The sequence below is a fragment of the Humisphaera borealis genome (genome assembly GCF_015169395.1).
In the GTDB taxonomy this organism is placed as follows: domain Bacteria; phylum Planctomycetota; class Phycisphaerae; order Tepidisphaerales; family Tepidisphaeraceae; genus Humisphaera; species Humisphaera borealis.
In genome coordinates this window covers 1,930,744-1,952,081 of record NZ_CP063458.1, presented here as the reverse complement: position 1 = coordinate 1,952,081, position 21,338 = coordinate 1,930,744, and the positions used below count along the sequence as shown (strand labels likewise).

At 62.5% G+C, this 21,338-nt stretch carries 17 protein-coding genes; 5 read left to right on the top strand and 12 right to left on the bottom strand.

All coding sequences use genetic code 11. The features are described 5' to 3' along the window. The first annotated feature begins 156 nt into the window (after positions 1-156). A complete protein-coding gene (locus tag IPV69_RS07310) occupies positions 157-2,223 on the top strand; it encodes an adenylate/guanylate cyclase domain-containing protein (RefSeq protein WP_206294305.1) in 2,067 nt (688 codons plus the stop codon). A 36-nt stretch (positions 2,224-2,259) separates the two neighbouring features. On the opposite strand, the gene pruA is transcribed toward IPV69_RS07310, so the two are convergent. From pruA to IPV69_RS07275, 7 genes are all read right to left on the bottom strand, one after another. Then, a complete protein-coding gene (pruA, locus tag IPV69_RS07305; protein WP_206294304.1) occupies positions 2,260-5,331 on the bottom strand; it encodes an L-glutamate gamma-semialdehyde dehydrogenase in 3,072 nt (1,023 codons plus the stop codon). A gap of 74 nt (positions 5,332-5,405) precedes the next feature. Further along, the gene (locus IPV69_RS07300) at positions 5,406-5,984 is read right to left on the bottom strand and encodes a MarC family protein (RefSeq protein WP_206294303.1); all 579 of its coding nucleotides are present in this window, start codon (positions 5,982-5,984) and stop codon (positions 5,406-5,408) included. Positions 5,985-6,576: 592 nt separating this feature from the next. Then, positions 6,577-7,896, bottom strand: coding sequence for an NAD(P)/FAD-dependent oxidoreductase (locus tag IPV69_RS07295; protein ID WP_206294302.1), 1,320 nt, complete (start codon positions 7,894-7,896; stop codon positions 6,577-6,579). Between the two features lie 52 nt (positions 7,897-7,948). Then, positions 7,949-8,524, bottom strand: a complete 576-nt coding sequence (locus IPV69_RS07290) for a hypothetical protein (RefSeq protein ID WP_206294300.1) — start codon at positions 8,522-8,524, stop codon at positions 7,949-7,951. A gap of 82 nt (positions 8,525-8,606) precedes the next feature. Further along, positions 8,607-9,944, bottom strand: a complete 1,338-nt coding sequence (locus IPV69_RS07285) for a coproporphyrinogen-III oxidase family protein (protein WP_206294299.1) — start codon at positions 9,942-9,944, stop codon at positions 8,607-8,609. A gap of 197 nt (positions 9,945-10,141) precedes the next feature. After that, positions 10,142-11,869, bottom strand: a complete 1,728-nt coding sequence (locus tag IPV69_RS07280; protein ID WP_206294298.1) for a TIGR03790 family protein — start codon at positions 11,867-11,869, stop codon at positions 10,142-10,144. Between the two features lie 125 nt (positions 11,870-11,994). Beyond that, positions 11,995-12,312 (bottom strand): hypothetical protein, encoded by a 318-nt coding sequence (locus IPV69_RS07275; protein ID WP_206294297.1) that lies wholly within the window; start codon positions 12,310-12,312, stop codon positions 11,995-11,997. A gap of 194 nt (positions 12,313-12,506) precedes the next feature. On the opposite strand from IPV69_RS07275, the gene IPV69_RS07270 reads away from it, so the two are divergent. Further along, positions 12,507-13,433, top strand: a complete 927-nt coding sequence (locus IPV69_RS07270) for a DUF748 domain-containing protein (RefSeq protein WP_206294296.1) — start codon at positions 12,507-12,509, stop codon at positions 13,431-13,433. 59 nt (positions 13,434-13,492) lie between these two features. Here IPV69_RS07270 and IPV69_RS07265 read toward each other — a convergent pair whose 3' ends face one another. Together IPV69_RS07265 and IPV69_RS27500 are read right to left on the bottom strand one after the other, a co-directional pair. After that, a complete protein-coding gene (locus IPV69_RS07265; protein ID WP_206294295.1) occupies positions 13,493-14,692 on the bottom strand; it encodes a 4Fe-4S dicluster domain-containing protein in 1,200 nt (399 codons plus the stop codon). Positions 14,693-14,780: 88 nt separating this feature from the next. Next, complete coding sequence (locus IPV69_RS27500) at positions 14,781-14,906, bottom strand: hypothetical protein (RefSeq protein ID WP_261361995.1); 126 nt, start codon at positions 14,904-14,906, stop codon at positions 14,781-14,783. Positions 14,907-14,963: 57 nt separating this feature from the next. Between IPV69_RS27500 and IPV69_RS07260 the strand changes: the two genes are divergently transcribed. After that, entirely contained in the window at positions 14,964-15,287 is a 324-nt protein-coding gene (locus IPV69_RS07260; RefSeq protein ID WP_206294294.1) for a hypothetical protein, read from the top strand. Between the two features lie 98 nt (positions 15,288-15,385). Continuing rightward, entirely contained in the window at positions 15,386-17,524 is a 2,139-nt protein-coding gene (locus IPV69_RS07255) for a DUF3418 domain-containing protein (protein WP_206294293.1), read from the top strand. Between the two features lie 2 nt (positions 17,525-17,526). On the opposite strand, the gene IPV69_RS07250 is transcribed toward IPV69_RS07255, so the two are convergent. Beyond that, a complete protein-coding gene (locus tag IPV69_RS07250; RefSeq protein WP_206294291.1) occupies positions 17,527-18,135 on the bottom strand; it encodes a DUF502 domain-containing protein in 609 nt (202 codons plus the stop codon). A gap of 83 nt (positions 18,136-18,218) precedes the next feature. Here IPV69_RS07250 and IPV69_RS07245 point away from each other — a divergent pair, with 83 nt between their 5' ends. Then, positions 18,219-19,073: a hypothetical protein gene (locus IPV69_RS07245; protein WP_206294289.1), complete on the top strand. Its 855-nt coding sequence runs from the start codon at positions 18,219-18,221 to the stop codon at positions 19,071-19,073. Here IPV69_RS07245 and IPV69_RS07240 read toward each other — a convergent pair. Both IPV69_RS07240 and IPV69_RS07235 read right to left on the bottom strand, forming a co-directional pair. Further along, the gene (locus IPV69_RS07240; protein WP_206294287.1) at positions 18,964-20,721 is read right to left on the bottom strand and encodes a hypothetical protein; all 1,758 of its coding nucleotides are present in this window, start codon (positions 20,719-20,721) and stop codon (positions 18,964-18,966) included. The two genes, IPV69_RS07245 and IPV69_RS07240, sit on opposite strands and share 110 nt — an antisense overlap. 74 nt (positions 20,722-20,795) lie before the next feature. Beyond that, positions 20,796-21,263 (bottom strand): RidA family protein, encoded by a 468-nt coding sequence (locus tag IPV69_RS07235; protein ID WP_206294285.1) that lies wholly within the window; start codon positions 21,261-21,263, stop codon positions 20,796-20,798. Between the last annotated feature and the right edge of the window lie 75 nt (positions 21,264-21,338).

Genomic DNA, 21,338 nt, shown 5'->3' with positions numbered 1-21,338 from the left:
TGACACCTGCAACGACTTCAGACACCGCGGCAAACCTGCCGCGGTGTCTGCGTTTACAGCAGCATGCGGTCCGTCCGCCCCGTATGCGTCCGGCGCACATCTGTCCGCAAGCGTGTGCTACGGATTGACCGATGATGGGGTACCCTTCGATCTGCCATGCGTCGACTTCGCCTCGGAAAGCTTCATGCACAGCACCCGGGCCGCAAGTGGCTTGCGGCCGGGGCGATTGCGTTGCTGGCGGCGCTGCTGTCAACAACGGCCCGTCATGTTCCCGGTCTCAGCACCGCGGCAGTTCTGCTCGACGACACGCTCTATGACACCTTCTATCGTATCCGCCCTGTCGAAAGCCGTGCGTCGGGCGATGTGATCCTGGTTGTCGTTGACGACCGCAGCATTCATGAACTGGCCGAGCGTGGCGTGTCATGGCCTTTCCCGCGCGATCTATGGGGTCGGACGGTCGGGTTTCTGGAGCGCAGCGGGGCGAAGGTTATTGCGTTCGATATCCTGTTCGAAACGCCAAGCGGGTATGAAAAGTACGTTGGCGACGACGAGGCGTTTGCCACGGCGATCAACGACGCGAAGGTACCGCTGGTGATCGCGACACTTGCGACCGGGGATGGCCGGGCGGGGCCATTTGCGCCCAAAGCCGATCCGGCGAAGTATCGATTGGGGGCGGTGAATCTCAGGATCGGCAAAACGCTGCGGGTCTACGAACCGACCGTGCGATCGCAGCCGAGCCTCGCGGTTCGCACGCTCGAGGCTGCCGGCAAAGCCGTTCCGCCCTGGGCGACGGAGCCCTTCCGACTGCACTACTACGGCCCGCACCAGCAGGCCGACGGAAAGCGCACCTACACCTATCTGTCCGCGATCAGCATCTTCGCTGCGAGCAAAGCAAAAACGCCCGAGCAAATGCAGGCCAGCGGCGTTGATCCGAACCTGTTCAAAGACAAGATCGTGCTCCTGGGCGCGATCTCTGCCGGCACTTACGATTTGAAGAGCGCTCCATTGTCGGAGATCTATCCCGGTGTCGAGGTGCAGGCGACCGCGATCGACAACCTGCTACACGACCAACGAGTCGTCCAGGCCGGCCTGTCGACAACGGCGCTGGCGGCATTCGCCGGCGCACTGCTCGCCGCGACGTTGGTGCTGATCCCCCGCAAGACACTGCACAAACTGGTCGGTGTGATCGTCGCGGCTGCCGTACTGGTCGGCTCGGCGATATTGATGTTCCGCGGGGGAACCATCCTGTGGCTGCCGCTGGCATCGCCGCTGACCGCGCTTCTTGCGGCCACGATCGGGGCGTTCGCCTGGAGTTACTACACCGAAGACCGCAATCGCCGTCTCATCGTCAAGGCGTTCGGACAGTACGTCTCGCCGGCAGTGGTCGCGGAGATTGAGAAGGACCCGGCGCGCATCCGGCTGACCGGCGATCGGCACGTGATGACGGTGCTGTTTACCGATATCGAGGGGTTCACCAGTCTGAGCGAAAAGCTGGAGGACGAGCGGCTGACCGAATTGCTCAACTACTACTTCGACGAGATGGAGCCGCTGATCTTCGCCGAGGACGGTACGCTCGATAAGTATATCGGCGACGCGATCATGGGCTTCTGGAATGCGCCTCTGCCGCAGTCCGACCACGCGTTTCGCGCCTGCAGAACTGCACTGGAGATGGAACAGCGGGAGCGAAACATCCAGCCCGAATTGGTGCGGATGGGTGCCGACCGTTGCATCACGCGCATCGGCATCAACACCGGGCCGATGGTTGTCGGCGACATGGGCTCACGGAGTCGCTTCAACTACACGGTGCTGGGAGATTCAGTGAACCTGGGCGCTCGGCTGGAAGGAGCAAACAAGTTCTACGGATCCAGGATCCTGATCGCCGAATCGACGGCCGTGCTCGTGAAAGACCGGTTTATCGTCCGCCGTCTCGACCTGCTGCAGGTTAAGGGCAAGAAGAAGCCGATGCCTGTCTATGAGCTGATGGCGGAGATCGGCAAGTCGCCGGATGAATCTGCGTTCCTGGACCGCGCTCAACGGTACGAGGCATCGTGGGCGTTGTATCGGCTTCAGAACTGGGAAGACGCCGAGGCGGTCCTTCAGGATCTGCTAAGCAGGCATCCGACCGACATTCCAGCGGCCATGCTGCTGGCGCGGGTTAATGAACTGAAGTCACATCCGCCCGGCGAGGGGTGGGATGGCGTATACGTCGCGAAGGGGAAGTAACCCGATTCGGTCGATCCTGCTTCATGGCCGACAGACCTACTCGTCAACCGCCGGCGCAAAGCCTCGGCGCAGGGTGTTTTCCGTGATGACTCTTGGGATCAAGAACTGCTGCAGGTAGTCCGGCCCGCCGGCTTTGCTGCCGACACCGCTCAACTTGAATCCGCCGAAGGGCTGTCGGTCGACCAGCGCGCCGGTGATCTTGCGGTTGATGTAGAGGTTGCCGACACGGAACTCGCGTCGCACCCGATCGATGTTCGCCGGACTTCGCGAGAACAGGCCGCCGGTCAGGGCATACTTTGTCCCGTTGGCGATACGAAGCGCATCGGTCAAATCCGCGGCGCGGATCACCGCCAGCACCGGACCGAACACTTCTTCCTGTGCGATGGAGGCTGACGGCGAAACATCTGCGAAGATCGTCGGCGGCACATAGCTGCCCTCGCTGGCAAGCGCGCTGACGTCTGCCTGATACGCAAGACGCGACTGCCGCCTGGCCCGGTCGATCATCGCGAGGATGCGCCTCTGAGCTTCATCATCAATCACCGGCCCGAGGTAGTAGCCGGGATTCTCCGCGGGGCCGATCTCCAGGCTGCGTGTCGATTCGACGAGCCGCGAAAGGAATGTCTCGTAGACACTGTCCAGGACAATGACACGCGAGCAGGCGGAGCACTTCTGCCCCGAGTAACCGAATGCGCTCGCGACCACGCCGTGAACGGCTTCGTCCAGGTCGGCGTCGTCGTCGACGATCACGGCGTTCTTGCCGCCGAGCTCTGCGATGACACGCTTGATCTGCTCCTGTCCCTCGGCCAGTTCCGCTGCCTGACGCGCAATCAGCATGCCGACGGCGCGACTGCCGGTGAACGCGATCAACGAGGTGTCGGGGTGCTTCACCAGTACCGGGCCGACTTCTTCACCGATGCCCGGCAGATAGTTGACGACGCCTTTTGGTACGCCGGCTTCTTCAAACGCGTCCATCAGTCGGGCGGAGACTGCCGGAGACTGCTCGGCGGGCTTCATGATCACGGTATTGCCGGCGACCAGCGCTGCCGCCGTCATGCCGCACAGGATCGCGAGCGGGAAGTTCCAGGGGGCGATCACCACCGCGACACCGCGGGGTTCGTAAAAGTACTCGTTGTCCTCGCCGGGAATATCGCGGCGGTGGGGGCGGGTCAGCCGTTGCATCTCGTCGGCGCAAAAGTGGCAGAAATCAATCGCTTCGGCGATGTCGGCGTCGGCCTCGCGCCATTGCTTGCCGGTTTCAAAGACTTCCAGCGCCGCCAGCGCGAACTTGTCACGTCGCAGAATCAGGGCGACTTTCCGCAGCAAGTCGGCCCGTTGTCCGGCCGGCGTGTCGCGCCAGGCGGGAAATGCGTCTCGGGCGATGTCTATCGCTGAGGTGGCGATCTCCGCGGTCGCTGCTGCGCCACGGGCGACGATTTCGCCTCGCCAGGCGGGGTTCACCGAATCGACCCAGCGACCGGTCTCAATTCGCCGTCCGCCAATGACGATCGGCAGCGTCTCCCCCAGTCGCCTTCGGGCGGCGTCCAATGCGGAACGCATCGCCGTGCGGTTCTCGGGACGCGTAAAGTCGGTGAGCGGTTCGTTGCGGAACCTGGGTGTCGTTCCGCCCGCCTCGTGCCGAAGGCTCGATGCGGATGTGGACGTGCGGGCTCCCGATTTGACGTTGGTCGGATTCATCAGCAGCCTCTCTTCGGAAACATTGTCGGCGAATCCCGCCTTCAGAAACGACTCGTTACTAGTGTTCTCCAGCAGGCGACGAACAAGGTAAGCCATCCCCGGCAGAAGCTGTCCGAAAGGGGTGTAGACGCGTACGCGATGGCCGAGCTCGATGAGCGTGGCCTTGATGGGCTCGGCCATCCCGAACAGCATCTGAAACTCGAAACTCCCCGGCGGAAGCTCGCGTGCCTCCGCTTCGGCCAAGGCGTGTGCGATCGATCGGATGTTGTGGCTCGCGATCGCCGGTCGCAGCCATTGATGGTGGTCGAACAGGAAGGTCGTAAGTTTTTCGAAGTTGGCATCGGTCGCGGCTTTCTCGGTGAAGACGGGAATCGGCCAGTCGTTCTGCGCGGCGATGACCGTTTCGTAGTCCCAGTACGCGCCCTTGACCAGCCTCACCCAGACCGGGGTTCCACGGCGTTCGGCCCAGTTCGCAAGGTCACGAAGGTCGTCGCCGCTGGAGGTCAGGTACGCCTGTATCGCGATGCCGACATGCGGCCAGTCGCGGAACTCGGGTTCTTCGAACACTTCCTTGAAGATCTGGAGCGTGACGTCCTTGTAGCTGAACTGCTCCATGTCGATGTTGACGAACACGCCGCAGTTGCGGGCAAGCCGCAGGATCGGCCTGAGCTGGTCGCGCACTTCACGGCTGGTGCCGTCGGGGTCGATGGGGTCGAACTGGCTGTACAGTGAAGAGAGCTTCACAGACACATTGACCGGCGGCATGACACCTGCGGCGCCGGAGGATTTGCCGTTCGCCGCCGGCCCCGCCGAAGGGTCCTCGTCGACCAAAGCATTGTGCGGCCACGACTTGCTTGCCGCGGAGAGGCCTTCGATCAGCTTGAGGTAGAGCCCCTGGTATCGCCTTGCTTCGACGATCGAAAGCACGGCTTCGCCGAGCAGATCGATTGTGAATGCCAGATTCCTGGCTCGAAGCGACTCGACCGCCTCAATGGCGCCCGGGAGATCACTGGCGGCGATGAACCGCCTGGCCATGCGCGTGGCACCCAGGCGGGCCACGTCGGCGACGATCCCGCCAAGCATTCCACCGTCGGGCAACATTCGCAGTGCGGTTGCCGCGAACGGCGGCAGCCTCGTCGCGACGGTGCCCAGATACTCCTTCAGGTGAGCGGTGATCTGGCGATCGTGCGTCAGCGTCGGCAGCACGTCGACGAAGCGAAACAGCTCGGCCTTCACCTGCTCATCCTTCATCCCCTGATACATAAGCAGCCGGTCGAGCCAGGGTTCGCCGCTACCGCGTCTGCGTGCGTCCCTCAGTAGATCGTGCCCGATGGCCTGGGTGCGTGTCTCGGTGTCGCTGACGTGATGTGAGCATACGGAGGGGAGTTGGGGATCGCCGATCGTAACGTGCATGCGATTCCTCTTCTAATAGCGACATAGTTTTTCGGTTCGGTCGCGCGGTGCCGGCGCAGCGGCATCTACGCGATCTATTTCCCGATTGTCTCGGCGATTCCGGTCCGGATGAAGTTTACGGCGATCGCGGCGAGAAAAACCATCACCAGTTTGCTGAGCGCACGGAGCACGCCGGGACCGAGCAGCCGGGCGAATCGTGAACTCAATAGCAGGACAGCCAGCAGCACCAGCAGATTCGCCGACAGCGCCAGCATAGTAGTCGGGGTTCCGTACTTCCCGCGGATCACCAGGATCGTCGTCAGCGTGGCCGGGCCGGCGATCATCGGCATCGCCAGGGGGAAAAGACCGACATCGTCGTCGTCTTCTGCGACGGCCGGCTTTCCTTTCATGCAGAGGTCGGTCACGGCAAGGACCAGCAGGATAACACCGCCGCCGATCCGGAAATCGCTGTCCCTGATCCCGAGAAACTGGAACAGCAGTTCGCCGAGGAACATGAACGAGATGGTGAGCGCCGTAGCGGCGAACACCGAGTGAAACGCCGCACGGCGTCGCCTGGCTTCCGTCAGAGGGGCGGTGACGGCCAGGAAGATGGGAACCAACCCGATCGAGTCGATCGAGACGAACAACGGGATGAACGCTTGGAGGAAGTCCATGGGATTGCGCCAGAGTGTGCCCGTTCGTCCGGAAGATGCAATGCCGGCGAAGACCCGGGCTCGCGACGGCGCGGCGCGCCGCACGCGTCGTCGCGGCCGAGGGTGCGCGGCATCGACTCGTGCGACTCCGCTACTTATCGGTCGCACGTGAGATATGTCCACTACAACAATACAAATAACAGTTGAAAAAAGTCGTTGACCGGTCGCGCCGGCATTCGTAGAGTTGGGCGAAAGAAAGGAGGAACACGTTTTATGGCTACGAAGAAAGCTGCCACGGCCAAGAAGACGACGGCTGCCAAGCCGGCTGCGAAGAAAGCGGCCGCCAAGAAGCCCGCCGCCAAGAAGGCCACCACGAAGAAGAAGTAAGCCTGTTGGGTCGCCACTCATCGTGGCCCCATCGCTCTGAGTCTTTTCTCGTGACTGTGTAAATGAGTTGTTCAACCGGCCAAGTGGCTCCAAGCGGAGGCCGGCCCTTATAAACCAAGGATTTTGCGACCCGGGCTCCAAACTGCGGGTCGCGAAACGAAAAGGACCCTTCCACTGCCACGGCGGAAGGGTTCTCTTGTTTTCTCAAACGTCTCGCCCGCAGCGCCTAGCCGACTGCAACCGGTTCTCTACGCATGGCCCGGGGTTGATCCAGGGGAATGCTGCTTGGGATGGGCGCCATCGTGCTCATCGGTTCGAAGAGGTCTTCGGCACCTGGCCTGAATACTTCACCCACCAGAAGCGCGGTGACATCGTCCTGGTGGTGCGGATACTGCTTGACAAACTTCCCGAACGAGAAGTCGGGCGTGTAAAAGGCGTAGACGAGCTTGCGAATGGTCTGCATGCCGGACGACAGCTCGTCACCCCATTTGCTGAGGTTCATCGCGTCGGGCTGGCCCGAAGCGATCGCGGCATTGATCGCGTCGGCTGCCATCTCGCCGGACTTGAGCGCAAGGAACACCCCGGACGAATACATGGGGTCCAGGAATCCGAACGCGTCGCCGACCAGCACCCAGCCGTCTCCGGCGCAGCGAGTGGCGCGGTAGCTGAAATCGCTAAGCACGTGAACGTCGCCAACCCGCTCGGCATTGGCCAGCCGCGGCAGAAGTCCGGGGCACTTGGCGATCTCGGCTTCAAGAATCTCTTGCGGCGTTCCCTGGTACTGACTCAGCCGCTTGAGATCTCCGACAATGCCGACGCTGGTGATGTCGTCGGGCAGGGGGATGTACCAGAACCACCCGTCGTTCTCTTGATTCGCCAGCACGAGGGTGGCACCGCCGTTCTTGCCCGGGTCACGCGTGCAGTTCTTGTAATGCGCGAAGTACGAAGCCTTCTTCAGCTTCGGGTCGATCTTGCGAATACCCAGCCGCTTGGACAGCAGCGCATTAAGGCCTGTCGCATCGACGACGACCTTCGCGCCGATCCGCCTGGGCGCTTCACCCGGCCGCGTCACCACCACGCCCACCGCCTTGGGAAGGTCGTCGGTGTCGCTGGGCTCCATGATCACTTCATTGACGTTGGTCTCCTGCCATACCGTGGCACCCTTGTCGGCTGCGTTGTCCAACATCATTTCGTCGAATTGGCTCCGCAGCACCTGCCATGTCTGGCTTCGCTCGTGCGGGTCTCGTTCGTCGAAATAGAACGGCTGACTTTCCTTGCCCGTCGCCGTCACGAACTGCACGCTGTACTTCTTGACGAAGTTCGAATCGCGCAGTTTCGGGAGCATGCCGAGCCGCTTGAAGACCCAGTACGTTTCGGGCATCAGCGATTCGCCGATGTGGAACCGGGGGAACTTGCTCCGCTCGATGACCAGTGTCTTGTTGCCCGCCTCGGCGGTCAGTGCGCCGGTGGTGGACCCGGCCGGCCCGCCACCGATCACGACCACGTCATACGTCTCGTCAAATGTCTGGGTCAATGTTTGTGGCATGGTTCGCTCGGTAAGGGCAAAACTTCTTGAACGTCCGGCGGCACGGCGACACCTAGGACCGGACGTTCAGAACGATTTCCATCACTTCGATCGCCGGCTGACCGTCGCAGTAAATCGTCCCGATGCGTCCGAAGGCGACGCCCTGATGCCGGGACTCACCGAACAGCGACATCACCGGTCCGGCACCGGGAAACCGCATAAACCATCTCGGCTTAACCCGGCGAAGCACGTTGTGCTTAATCAATACTGCCCCTAACGGTAGCTTCTTAGCCAGGATCTCGGCTTTCACGTCTTGTGAAAGATAGCGCAGGTCGAGCCGGGCAATGCCAAGTTCTACGACCTTGCCGGGCTGGCCGTGGGGGGTCAGCTTGATTTTCCGAGTGTAAACGTCCCCCTCGACAGACTCTTCCATCACTTCCACGTCCACCGGCGCGCCGTGAAACTTCTCCAGGACCTCCGTCATGTGACCGTGATGAACCAGCAACTGGTCTTCCGGAAACGGAATCTGGTCCGGCTGAACAATCGTGCACTCCGGCACAAAGTCGCGTTGCACGAACGGCCGACACAGATCGAGTAGTGCTGCTTCGGCAACCGGATGATCGGAGAGCTTGCTGACGGGGATGGGCATGGGATTGGCGAAGCTGAATGGAAAGGTGCCGTGTGCCGGCGTCAGGGTTGGGCGCGAGGCCGGTCGTCCGCCAAGGCGGACCCTACGTGTATCGAATACCCCGGTGCTCCGGCTCAAAGAAACGGGGCAGCAGGGTGTCCACCTGAAGCAGTCCCTTGCGGTTCAGGAGAACCTGATCGCCGGTAACGGTCGCCCATCCCTCTTCCACGAGGCTCTTGAACCCTTCATCGAATACTTTCAGGATGTCTTGTCCGAACTTCCGCCGGAAGTAGGCGGCGTCGAGCGAACCTGTCTTCAAAAGCAGGATCATCTCGCGGATGAGTCGCTGGTGGTCGTTAACCGGTAATGCGCGGTTGATCGGCAACTCGCCTCGTTCGATCGAGTCGATGTAGGTTTCCCACTTATCCAGGTTCTGATAGTGGACGCCCTGGAAGTGACCGAACGAAGCCACCCCGGTCGCGACCAGGTCCGCGCCGCGCCATAGGGAGTCTCGATAGACAAAGCCCGCATGACGGCTGGGCTTCACCAACGTGTATCCACTGCTGACGACGTAGCCCGCCGCCTCAAACTGCTTGAAAGCGTAGTCAACCCAGGCGCGCTTCTGAGCCCAGCTCGCGACCTCGGACACCCCGCCATGATCGCGGGCATCCTTGGCGATACCCGTGTTGTAAGGCACTTCCATCTGATAGATGGTCACGCTGTCGGCGTCGAGCGCAATGGCCTTCTCGACGCAGGCTTTCCACTTGTCCTCGGTCTCGCCGAGCATGCCGGCGATCAGATCGATATTCACCTGGGGGAAGCCGACGTTGCGAATCCACTCCCACGCCCGCAGGATTTCCGGTGACTTATGAGCCCGGCCGTTAACGCTCAGGATCTCGTCGTCGAAGTGTTCAACGCCTAGGCTAAGCCGCGTAACCCCGATCTTCTTGATCGTCTCGAGCTTGGATTCCTTCAGCGTTCCCGGTTCACACTCGAAGGTCACTTCCTTGGCCGCATCCCAGTTCCAACGGACATTAATCCGCTCAATCAGTCGTTCGAGCTGCGCATTGGACAGGTAAGACGGCGTTCCACCGCCGAAGTAAACGAACTCGAACTGACGCCCCTGAAGCCCTGGACGATCGGCATAAAGATCGATCTCCCGTGACAGGGCCGACAGGTAGGTTTCGATGTCGTTGGCGTTCTTGTCAGTGTAGACGCGGAAATAACAGAACTTGCATCGCTTGCGGCAGAAAGGGATGTGCAGGTACAGGCCGAGCTTGGTGTCAGGGTCGGGCTTGGCATCCAACGCCTGCTGAATCGCCGGCAGGTGGTTCTGCGACCAGACCGAGAACGGCGGATAGTTGGCAACGAAGTAACTGCCGACTTCGGTCTTGGGTGCCGGCTGCGCCGGGGCGTCGGGCGTGAGGGTGGGAAGCTCCATGCTCTGAAGGCTTTCTGCAAAAGGCGTTACGTCGAATTCAATACCGGCCGTCCCGATGCTTTGTTTCTAGATTCCGGCGACACCGCATCGACGACGTTCGATCATAGACGTCCGCTTGAGCAGGCGTCTCACCGATGAAACCCCAACCGCGGGGCACCACCGGCCTCGACCGCCCTGACAGTTCACTGCCCGCGCCACTACGGGTTCGGTGCCGGCACGGGGGAACTCGCAAAGATCGCCCTTAATTGATAGGAGACGTCCACGTCCTTCATCGACGGCTCTTTGGCGTAGGGGGTGTAGAGGGGATCGCCGACTAAAGCATTCATCCAGCTCACCAGTGGATTGGTGAGCCAGTACACCTCGGCAAGCTTCAGCTTGCCGGTCATCAGGAGCGGGAAAAACTCCGTGGGCAGCGGAAACGAGTGCAGGTAGGGCTCGGCGACGGGTCCCAGGGTCGCAACGACGCCGGACTTCAGTAAGTTCGCGCACCAGCCCTTCTCGCCGGCCGCGTGAAGCGAGATCATCTCTCCGCTGGCGACGTGATAGGCGACGGCACCGGGGTTGAACTTCATTCCGGGGACGTAGTTTCGCAGGCTATACCAGCCGCAGTATAGCGCGACGTTATCCACCGACTGTGGCGGAAAAACGGGTTCGGTGTTCTCGATCCTGACGGTCGTCCGCGACTTGGTTTTGAGTTCCGCAGCGGCTTCACGCAGCTTCTCGTCGTATTTGCCGTAGGCGTCGCTCGGGGATTTTCCGCGGGCGTCCAACGCCGCGATACCCTTGAGCCCTTCGGACTCGACCTTGACCGACGTCTCGATCATGTCGTGAACGATCTGCTCCGTCGGCGCGTCCAGGCGCGCGACCATGAGCGTACGCGGCACGCGGGCGGTAGGGCGGGAAGTTACGCCGCCGTAGCGGACTTTGTAGTTCAAGGGATTGTCGAGCCACCGGTACCGAAGCATGGTGTCCGGCCACCAGAGGCAGGCCAGTTCCGAATCGAATGCCGCCTGGGTTTCACTGGTCTCCAGGCGGACCCTGTGATCGGTGAGCACCTGAATCGAGCGGAGCTGGCCGAGGTGGGTGAGAAACAGATCGCGAAGCTTCGCCCGCGCGTCGGCACTGTTAACCGCCTGCGGGTTGAGCGTCTGGATCTCGGTGATCAGCTTCTGTGTCGCGGCGCGACGGGTCGTCTGCTCCTCTTCAGTAACCGGCTTGGGGGCCAGTTTCTGGTAAGCGGGCAGGGCAAGCCGTTCCTGCGTCTCAAGGGGACCGTAGAGTTTTTCGACGGCTGTCATGAGCCGGCTGAAACGCTGGCTGCGTCGCTCGGCGTTGCCGTCGGTGGCGAGTGTTTCGATCGCAGAGCGAACGGCCGCGTCGGCCCGCATTGCCATCGCGGGGAATTCCTGCCCTTCGCTCGCACGCTTGAAGTCCGACTGGGCCTCGGTCGCGACTTCCTCGGCCGTGACGACGGCCTGCGCCGCCGCGGCGAGCGATGCCTTGTACTGCTGATCGACGCTACGATACTCGGCCGATTCTTCCGGCAGATTGACCCGCTGCCCCACCCGCAGCGGAACGCCGAAAAACGTCACCAGGCAGGTGACCTGCTCTTCCAGCTTGTTGTCGCGAAGAAAGGCTCTGACGGCCGGTACGACTTCGGTCTGAAACTGCAACGCGGAGATTTCATCGCCTTTGGGCAGGTCCAGTGCAAGTATCCGGCCGTCGGGCACTTTGCGCTGATTGATGTAATAGTCCGCGAGCCGGCGGCCGGCCGGTTCGTTGCGGTTGACAATAAGCAGCAGGTTCTCGGCCGTCAGCTTTGATGGGGAGACATCACCCGCGCACGGCTCGACCCCTATTGTGCCCAGAACGATTGCCAGCACGGTGCAACATACGAACCGCCGGATTGCGGGCTCATTCAGCATGTCGGGATTCTACGCGGACAAGTCGTATTGGCACATCCGAATCTAAACAATGCCGGTCTAGCCGCTGGAAAGCGGCTAGACCGGCATTGTAAACAATACTGAGTTGGGCCGTCGGCCAGACGACGTTAGCTGGCGAACGGCGAGCTCGAGCCGCCGACCGGCGCTTCGGTCGCCCCGGCACCCGCCTGCTGTTCCGCCTGCTGCTGCGCCTGCTCGATCAGGCTGACCAGGGCCTTGATCTCCCGAAGCGATTCGGGGCTGCCCCACATCAACACCCAGTCAACATGCCAGTTGCAGCGTTCGAACGTGCAGTTCTGAAGGTGATAGACAGTCTCGCGAAGGATCAGCGTGCACGCCGTAAAGGTGCATCCGATGAATGCCTGTCCGCTGATGTATACGGTCTGGTTGATGAAAGTCTGATTCTCGTGCTTCGTCAGTAGCATGGATCCTTCTCCGAGTGAACTGGGTTCGCCGAACGGTCGCCGGCTGTCGCCGAATCATGCACTACAGGGCGTTATAGTCAAACCGATAGGGAAGTTAGTTGATAAACCCGCCACCCCCATCGACAATGGACCGATAATATCTGTCGGCGAGATGGATGAGATCATGGAACGGATCGTGTCCTGGAGGAACAGCCATGTTGAAGTGGATCAAGCGAATTGTCCTGCTGGTGGTCGTCCTGCTGGTCGTGGGCGGTGTCGTGCTCTACTTCTCCCTCGGCGGCATCATCAGGAGCCAGGTCGAGCAGCAGTCCTCCAAGTCGCTCAATCTCCCAACCACCCTCGGCGGTGCCACGATCGCCCCGTTCGGCGGACAGCTCAGCCTGCAAGACTATTCCATCGCTTCGCCGCCAGGATTCTCGGCACGGCCGATGCTCGAAATCGGCGGGCTCGACGTCAAGGTAAGTTACGGTCAGCTGCGGTCCACGCCGGTGCGAATCCAGTCCATCACAATTGACCGCCCGAAAATGCTTCTCGAGCAAAAGGACGGCAAGTTTAACATCAAGGCGATGACGGAGAACTTGCCTCCCGGCAAACCGACCGAACCAACCGCCGAAGGCGAGAAGATGAAGTTGATCATTGATTCCATCATGATCAAGGAGCCGCAGGTCACGCTGCGACCCGGTCTGCCCGGGCTGCCGGAAGAGATTCCTCTGAAACTTGGCACCTACGAAATGAAGAATGTCGGCAACGCCGACGGCGCCGAGACCGGCGTGGCCGTGAAACAGGTGGTCACCCAGATCGTCAGCGAACTGGCGGCCAAGGCCAGCAGTTCCGGCGGCATCCCTTCGCAGTTGAAGGCACTGTTGGACGGCGACCTGAACGCCATCGCGCAGAAGTACATTCCCGGCGAGGCCGGAAAGATCGTCGGTTCGCTTCTGAATCCCGACACGCTGAAAGACCCCGGTAAAGCCGCCCTCACCGCACTCGAAGGAGCCACCGGCGGGGCAACGACCAATCCCGCCAAGGCGATCGGTGATCTCATCGGCGGCGAACAGAAGCCCGGCGACGCGTTCAAGGGACTCCTCGGCGGCGACAAGAAGAAGGATGAGAAGAAGAAATAGCATCGGCAGCAAAACGCTGGTGCTAGCGGGTCGCAACGCGCGCTGTAGTGGACTGATCGTCAGAACTCTTCGGCCGCGATTCCTCGCTTTAGGAATCGAATACCCTCAAGCAGCGGAAGCTTTGAGGGGCAGACGAACGTGCACAGTCCGCATTCGATGCACGCATCCAGGCCGTTGCCGCGCGCCCACTCCGCGTCCCGGCGCTGGGCCGCTTCCAGCAGCCCGGCCGGGCGGCATCGCGTCGGGCATGCTTCCACGCACCACCCGCAACGCACGCACGGCTCCGGCGGCATTGCCGGATGCTGCGGGGCGGAAAAGAGCGTCAACTCGCCGGGGCCGATCACTTCATCATCACCCACCCGCAACTGACGCAGCGGTCCGCCGGCAAAGACGTCGCGGGAAGCCCAGGGAATGCCCAGCAGGCTGAAAACTGCGCGGGCATGCACGCCGAGGGGGACCGACAGGCAGGAGATGACGTCCGTCGGTTGATCGTAAACTGCGATCGGGACGTGGGTCATGGGCGAATCATCGAGCAGCAGCCGACCGATGGCCGCCGCCGCCGGCCCGTCGATCAGGATCACCCCGTGAGTACTCGGAAGACGACCGGGCCGGAGACGCCGACCGGTTATGGAATGGACCAGGAGTGTCGGATCGAGCTGGGGGTAGTCGTTTTCCAGTGGTGCGATGCGCAGCGCGCTGGCCAAGTCGCTTGCGGCTTCGCGGATCGGTCCCGAGCAGTCGTCGGCCTGGTCCACCAGTGCCCACCAGTCTTTGGCGCCGGTCAGTCGTCCGAGTAACCCCAGCCCGGCCGCCAGTTCCCGGGGGTATGACTGGCAAGCCGTGCGCGACAGCGGGAGCCAGGGGTCACTGTCCAGGAGATTGCAGACCAGTGTGTCGATCGGGCGGGTCAGGGCATCGCGAAGTTGCTTCAGCAGGTCGGGGCAGGTCCAGCGATCGGCCGCAATCCCGGCAAGTTGGATCCGGGTGAGCCATTCGCCGAAGGCCGATGTGTCTACCTCGTCGAGCCGCCGTGCCGCTTCACGGTGATCGCCCCGGCTGGCGTTTGGCCGCACGGTGGGGCCGGGGTGGGCCGGTGTAAATCGCACGCCAAGCACCTCGCGGCCGCCGATCAGCCGCACCGGAACTTGCTCACCGACGATTCCGTCAACCGGCGCGACAGGGGTCCGATGCGATTCCAGAGACTTTGCAAGCAGCGGCGCGCCTTGCGAGACCACCGAACCCGGTGCAAGCCACTCCATCGAAGGATGAGCCGTATCGAAGGACAGGTCCGAAGGGACGCTCAGACAGTCTGGAGTGGGGAGCAGCGGGAGCGCCGGTGGGGAGGATCTATCGTCGCGGCTGGCAGGCATAGTCGAAGGTGCTGTCGTCGGTCTCAGCATATCGGCTTATCACCGCCGACGCATCGTCGTCGTTATCGGCAATCTTGGCGTTCGATCCAAGCGGATCTCGCATATGCATCAGAACCTCGCAACGGCTGGTTCGATTCCATTCACTTCACCGTTGGGCGACATGTCACATTCATTCGAAATTGTCCGACCCGCTCCGCACGACGACGAGGGTTTTCTTCGCCCCAAGGCCTGGCAGGAGGCCAAGGAGGCGTTCGGCCTGGGCGGCGACATTGCCGAGATGCTCACGCACCTCGAAAAATGCCGCACCGCTAGCCCCCGATTGCTGCTGGCTGCAGCAATCCATGCCTTCCTGCAGATGAACGACAGCCAGCAGACTCAGGTCGTTCAGGAATACCTGGCGTCTTCAGTACCGCCGCGACGTTCTGGCATGCCGCCCGGAGTATCGCCGGCGGCAAGGTCCGATCGACGCCAGATCAGGCAGTAGTCGCAGCCCTGCTGCTTGGATGCCGGTCGTGATGTACTCGCCGCTGGACTCCACGCGACACGTTTGCTCTCGGTGTCGATTGCGCCTTTAATCGCGTCATGGCCCAGGCCGCCGGCGAAACTTCCGAACCGACTGCCCAACATCGTGGCATTACGCCCGAGCGTTTTGCCGCGGTGCATCGCGCGCTGTTGTCGGGCCTGCTCGGAAACGTCGGATTCAAGAAGGAACAGTTCGAGTACAACGGGACGCGCGGGCGCAAGTTTCACCTGTTCCCGGGGTCTTCCCTCTTCAGCCGTAAGCCGCCGTGGGTGATGTCGGCCGAGCTGACCGAGACGACCAAGCTGTACGCCCGCACCGTCGCCCGGATCGAACCTGAGTGGATCGAGAACGTCGGCGAGCATCTCCTGCACAAGGAATACTCCGAGCCATACTACCACCGCGAGTCGGCTCATGTTCTGGCTTCAGAAAAGGTCTCGCTCTTCGGCTTGGTCGTCGTGCCGCGGCGACGCGTTCACTACGGCCCAATCGATCCCAAAGCCAGCCGCGATATCTTCATCCGCCAGGGGCTGGTCGAAGGGGAATATCATTCCGAAGCACCCTGGGCCCGTAACAACCGGCAATTGATCCGCGACGTCGAACTGGCCGAGGCGAAGCTGCGCCGGCGCGATCTGCTGGTCGATGCCCAGAGCCGATTCGCGTTTTATGACGTCCGCGTCCCGGCGGGAATCTACAACGGCCCGCTGTTCGAGAAATGGCGCCAAAAGGCCGAGCAGGCCGATCGCCGGGCGCTCTTCATGAAGCGCGAGGACCTGATCGTTCCCGGACCCGAAGCGCCGGCCGAGCTGTTCCCCGAGCGCGTCGTCGTCAACGATTCAGTCCGCATCACCCTCGGCTACGTGTTCGACCCCGGAAACGAGTTCGACGGCGTTACCGCGACGGTGCCGGTCGCTTTACTGAACCAGCTTCCCCAGGAGCCGTTCGACTGGCTCGTGCCCGGCCATCTCGCCGAGAAGCTGACCGAACTGATCCGCACGATGCCCAAGGACGTTCGCGTACAGTTCGTCCCGGTTCCCGACACCGTCAAGTCCGTTTTGCCGCTGATCCGTTTCGGCGACGGTTCGCTGTATGAGCAACTCGCCTGGCAACTGGGAAAGTTTGCCGGCAAGGCGATCTCGCCACAGGCGTTCTGTTCCGACTACCTGCCGGACTATCTCCGGATGAACTTCCGCATCGTCGACGAGGTCGGCAAAACACTCGCGATCGGGCGCGACCTGGAAACGATCCGCCGCAAGCTACGCGTCGAGCTGAAGCAGACGTTCGAAGAGCTGCCCAAAAGCCAATGGCACCGCGACGGCATCACCCGGTGGGATTTCGACGACCTGCCGGAAATGGTGGAGATCAAGCGGCCGGGCATGGTCGTTCGCGGCTACCCGGCGATCGTCGAGAAGGACGGGGACAAGGCGTCGCCCGGCGGTAGCGTAGGCCTCCGCCTGCTCGATTCCGCCGAACTTGCCGCCCGGGCAAACCTTGTCGGTTTGCGACGGCTGTTCCTGCTGCAACTAGGCGGGGATCGCGTCAAGCACCTCCAGCGGCATCTGCCGGGCATCGACCGGATGTCGCTTCAGTACGCGACCCTCGGCCCGAGCGAGGAGCTGAAGCGCGATCTTCTGAACCTCTCGGCCGACCGCGCGCTGTTCGGCGAGGCGCAGGTCGTCATCCGAAAACGCGAAGACTTCGTCACCCGGGCCGAAACCGCCTGGCAGCGGCTCAGCGAATCGTCGCGCGACATCTGCGAGGCGGTCGGGCAGTCGCTGGAGCTGTACCAGTCCCTGTCCCGTCGTCTCGGCCAGCCGGTGCCGCCGTTACTCGCGACCAACACTAATGACATTCGCGAGCACCTCAAAGCACTGCTGCCCAGGGGCTTTGTCGCATCGACGCCATGGCCCTGGCTGAAGCACTTCCCCCGTTACCTCAAGGCACTTGACCTGCGGCTGACCAAGCTCCTGAACGCCGGTGCCAATCGCGACACCCAGGCGATGAGCCAGGTCCGGCCGCTCTGGAAGAAGTACGTCGATCGCGCCGAACTGCACGAGTTTCAAGGCGTTTCCGACCCCAACCTGTCGCAGTACCGATGGCTGCTCGAAGAGCTTCGCGTGTCGCTGTTCGCGCAGGAACTGAAGACGGCGTTCCCGGTTTCGGTGAAGCGATTGGAGCAGTTGTTTGCCGAGGTGAAGTAGCGTCAGGGTGTCGAGTTCGATCCGACTCCCGCCGGAATGAAGTTCCCCGTCGAAAGCAGCATCTTGAACGCGTCTTCGGCGCTGATGTTCGTCACACGGCACTTGCTCTTCGGCACGAACAGCAGTCGGCCGTTGAGCGGATTCGGGCATTGCGGAACGAAGACCGGCCAGAGGTCGGCGTTGCCGGGGACGCTTTCGGCACTGGTGAATCCCATCTGCATCGCCGGCTCGGCCGCGGTTCCGACGGCGCCTTCGGCCTCGATCATGACGACCTTGGCGTACATCCCTTCGCCGCCGCCGGGTGTCAGCGCGATCTGCTTCCAAGCGGAGTAGACCGATTTCACGACCGGTAGCCGGCTGAGTGCCTTATCGGCGAGGCGAAGCAGCAGCTTGCCGATCAGGCTCGAGACGATCACGCCGACGACGTAAATGACTGCGACGACCAGCAGGATGCCGACGAACGGCGCGATATCGCGCCCGATCGCCTTCTCGACGGCCGATCGGGTCTCGCTCTCGACATAAATGACGACAAAGATCGTCACCGCGACCGGGGCGACGGCGAGAATACCGGCTAAAAATGCCTTGCGAAGGTGTGCGCCAATCTTGTCCATTGATGGCCCATTGTGCCGGGGAATTGCGGGACGGCAACGTCATCCGGTGTTGCGGCACCGATGCGCGTACAATCCGCTTCAACATGACCGCCGCTCCGTCAACACCGCCGCAGCACAGACATCCCGGCTCCCGTCGGGGCGTCTGGACCATCGTCGCGATTTTCGTGCTGGGGTTCGCGGTGCTCGGCGGCTTGTACCTGTCGCCCAAGAGCCACGCGCCGAGTGCGCCTGGCGGCATCACCAACGGTTTGCCTAATCCGCCAATCGCAGGCGTTCTGTTGGACTGCCGGCCCTATGGGGCGTCGCCACAATCGATCACCTCGGCGATCCGCCGACTGGCCGAGTCGCCGGATCTGCTCGTGCTCGTCGACATTGAATCGTCTTTGGTGCCGCCGGTAATCGAAGCGTTCGGCATGGAGCGGTCCTACCACGCTGAACTCTTTCAGAGATCGCAGGCGAGCCTGGCCAGCCGCGAAAAGATCGGCGTCTGTATCCTTTCGAAGCACGGCCTCTTCGAAGGTACGCCTATGCGTATCGATCGACGCTCCGTGGGCGTGGAGACGGTCATGGTGGTTGAGAATCGGGCGATGCGCGTCCGATGCATCGCGCTGGACGATGCACCACTGCCGCCTTCGCCGGCTGCTCATCCAAAGGCTTGGGTGGGCGGCGCGACGCCCGTGGTGCTGACGGCGGGGCGGATCGGCGGGAAGTGGATCGTGGATCTAAATGACGGCAGTACAGAGGGACTGACGTTCTTGAAACGCCAGGACGCGCCCGTGGGTGTTGCGTTTTCCTTAGGGGCCGAGCCCGCAGCCCGCGATGCGGCCCCTACGGCGACCCGCGCAACTGCCGCACCAGTAATCCCAAATCCAGGCTCGGCACCGGTGTCTGCGGAACCCACTTCCCGGCCAGGGCCTGCACCACATCGTGCCGAATAGCACCAAACGTCCGGCCGGCCGTGCGGATGACGGGGATCAGTTCTTGCCCCCCGGGCTGGCTGGCGCGCGCCAGAGAATACATGCCGTTGCGCCAGGTGGCCGGACGGGCGTCGATGATTGCCGACACGCGACCGGCGACTTCCGCCAGGTGCTGACGCGACGTCACTTCGCCGCCGCTGGATTGCGCCAGGCCGGCGATCTGCGACCATCCCTTGCCGTAGAGTTTCAGCGGCAGCCCCTCGACAAGAATCTTTCGCGCCAGGCCCTGCATGACAGCCGGCCAGATCAACGAAGTCACGAACAGGCGCCGGTCGAGCGAAGGGTCTTCAATTCCGTAACGCCGCATTCGACTTTTCACGAAGGCGTCTGCATCGATTCCGACCGCTAGCGGATCGGCCTGTAGCTCCTCCCGGATCGAGTTCCACAGCAACAGGTGGCTGGAGAACTCTTCCAGCTTCTCAGGTGGATCGAGCGGGACGGTATCGGCGATGATCGCCGCCGTAGCAGTCGGCTTCATCGGTGGCAACGCCGATAGCGATGGCGTCGGCCAGCCTGCGACGATTACCGATGACTGTTTCCATCCTGCGGCCAGGGCGGTTGGCATCCACTGGGGGTCGGCGATCAGCAGGCGGTCGTTCGGACCGGCAGGCGCCGCCGGAGGAATTCGTGGTGTTGTCACCCAGGTGAACCATGGCAGGTTCGCAGGAAGCAATTCCGGCAGATCGGCCCGGCCCACATCGGCAAGCAACACCGCGCCGCAGTCGAGGGCGGTCTGGACCAGCGCGACGGTCGAACCTGTAGCCGGGTCGTCAGCGTTGACCGGGACGCAGGAACGGGCCGAGCCTTCGGGATCGCCTCGCTGCCGTCCGTCTGCGCCGCCTGCGAGTTCTGCGATCGCCACTCCGGCGTCATCCCACAGGCGGAACTGGCTCCCGGTCAGGACGGCTAGTCGCCGGTGGTCGGGAAGGGCCTGCTTCCAATCCGCCTTAATCTGCCGCATCTGCTCCGAGCGGGCGTCGCTCACTGCGGCAAAGACCCGCTGTGCCTCGGCGATCACCGGGTCAAGCCGTGCCGCGTCGGGCAGGGCCAATCGCACGAACTGCATTGGCGCCGCCAGTCCCGGCTGCTCGGCGAACAGACGACGCAGATCGGCTGACCAGTCATCGCCCGCGGCAAACCAGAGACGATGTGCGGCGAAGTCGGCCGAGAAGTCGAATGTGGAGAGAAGTACCGGCAACGACCCAGCATCCAGGACGATCGCGAGCACCGCCTGCGTCGGCTTGAGGTGATCAAGTGCCGCACGAAGATGGGCCCCATGCAGTGGGTCGAGCAGGCATGCCACCGGGCCGGCGACGTCCATCGTTTTGAGCTGTTGCCGAGCGGCGCGAAGAGGCAGCGAACAGCCGTGCCACCATTTGCCGTCGATTTGAAGCGTAAGGGAGCCGTCGCGGGCGAACGTCCAATCCCTTTCAGCTGCTTGCCCGCGGAAGGCCACGGTGAGCGTCGGTTGCGAGTGCGCCGCGGCAGCCAGGTTGGTCGTCAGGTTGACCCGGGCGACCTCCCCGGCCGAAGGCCCTGGCGCGACAGGCACGGCGGGTACAGCGCTCTCGTGAAGCGACGATGGTTCGATCAGGGAAGAAGTCGCCACATTGGATTATCGGACGATTCTGCCGTGAAACATGAGCGATGGCAGCAACCGCCAGTGACCGCCCCCAAAGCACATCACGGATCGGCCATCACCGCGAAAACAAACTCCACCTCGACTGCCGCCCCCAGCGGAAGGACGTTCGTGCCGACCGCAGCCCGGACATGCTGGCCGGTCGGGCCGAGCAACTCGACGAGCAAGTCGCTGGCACCGTTGGCGACCTTGGGCTGCTCGGTGAAGCCGTCCTCTGAGCAGACGAACACGCCTACCCGCACCACGCCGGCCAGGCGGTCGAGATTGACGTCCAGCGACTTCACGGCCGCGAGCGCGTTCAGGACGCATTGCCTGGCGCCCTCCTGGGCCTGTTCTATTGAGCACGCCGAGGGCACCTTGCCGGTGGCGATGAGCTTGCCTTCGCGCATCGGCAACTGGCCCGCGACGAAAACGAGATCGCCGACACGCTTGGCCGGGACGTACGACCCTGCGGGTTCAGGCGCGGGCGGAAGTTCAAGACCGAGACGGGAGAGTGCGTTGCGGATGGACATAGAGCTTTCGGTTGGGCGGGCACTGCCCGCCAAATGACACGTTGCACGACGGTCAGCAGGCGGTTCGGCGGACAA

What these genes read in the sequence shown, in the direction of transcription:
- IPV69_RS07310 (WP_206294305.1), top strand. Translation starts at nt 157, where the DNA reads ATGCGTCGACTTCGCCTCGGAAAGCTTCATGCACAGCACCCGGGCCGC.
- pruA (WP_206294304.1), bottom strand. Translation starts at nt 5,331, where the DNA reads ATGCACGTTACGATCGGCGATCCCCAACTCCCCTCCGTATGCTCACAT.
- IPV69_RS07300 (WP_206294303.1), bottom strand. Translation starts at nt 5,984, where the DNA reads ATGGACTTCCTCCAAGCGTTCATCCCGTTGTTCGTCTCGATCGACTCG.
- IPV69_RS07295 (WP_206294302.1), bottom strand. Translation starts at nt 7,896, where the DNA reads ATGCCACAAACATTGACCCAGACATTTGACGAGACGTATGACGTGGTC.
- IPV69_RS07290 (WP_206294300.1), bottom strand. Translation starts at nt 8,524, where the DNA reads ATGCCCATCCCCGTCAGCAAGCTCTCCGATCATCCGGTTGCCGAAGCA.
- IPV69_RS07285 (WP_206294299.1), bottom strand. Translation starts at nt 9,944, where the DNA reads ATGGAGCTTCCCACCCTCACGCCCGACGCCCCGGCGCAGCCGGCACCC.
- IPV69_RS07280 (WP_206294298.1), bottom strand. Translation starts at nt 11,869, where the DNA reads ATGCTGAATGAGCCCGCAATCCGGCGGTTCGTATGTTGCACCGTGCTG.
- IPV69_RS07275 (WP_206294297.1), bottom strand. Translation starts at nt 12,312, where the DNA reads ATGCTACTGACGAAGCACGAGAATCAGACTTTCATCAACCAGACCGTA.
- IPV69_RS07270 (WP_206294296.1), top strand. Translation starts at nt 12,507, where the DNA reads ATGTTGAAGTGGATCAAGCGAATTGTCCTGCTGGTGGTCGTCCTGCTG.
- IPV69_RS07265 (WP_206294295.1), bottom strand. Translation starts at nt 14,692, where the DNA reads ATGGAGTGGCTTGCACCGGGTTCGGTGGTCTCGCAAGGCGCGCCGCTG.
- IPV69_RS27500 (WP_261361995.1), bottom strand. Translation starts at nt 14,906, where the DNA reads ATGCGAGATCCGCTTGGATCGAACGCCAAGATTGCCGATAACGACGAC.
- IPV69_RS07260 (WP_206294294.1), top strand. Translation starts at nt 14,964, where the DNA reads ATGTCACATTCATTCGAAATTGTCCGACCCGCTCCGCACGACGACGAG.
- IPV69_RS07255 (WP_206294293.1), top strand. Translation starts at nt 15,386, where the DNA reads ATGGCCCAGGCCGCCGGCGAAACTTCCGAACCGACTGCCCAACATCGT.
- IPV69_RS07250 (WP_206294291.1), bottom strand. Translation starts at nt 18,135, where the DNA reads ATGGACAAGATTGGCGCACACCTTCGCAAGGCATTTTTAGCCGGTATT.
- IPV69_RS07245 (WP_206294289.1), top strand. Translation starts at nt 18,219, where the DNA reads ATGACCGCCGCTCCGTCAACACCGCCGCAGCACAGACATCCCGGCTCC.
- IPV69_RS07235 (WP_206294285.1), bottom strand. Translation starts at nt 21,263, where the DNA reads ATGTCCATCCGCAACGCACTCTCCCGTCTCGGTCTTGAACTTCCGCCC.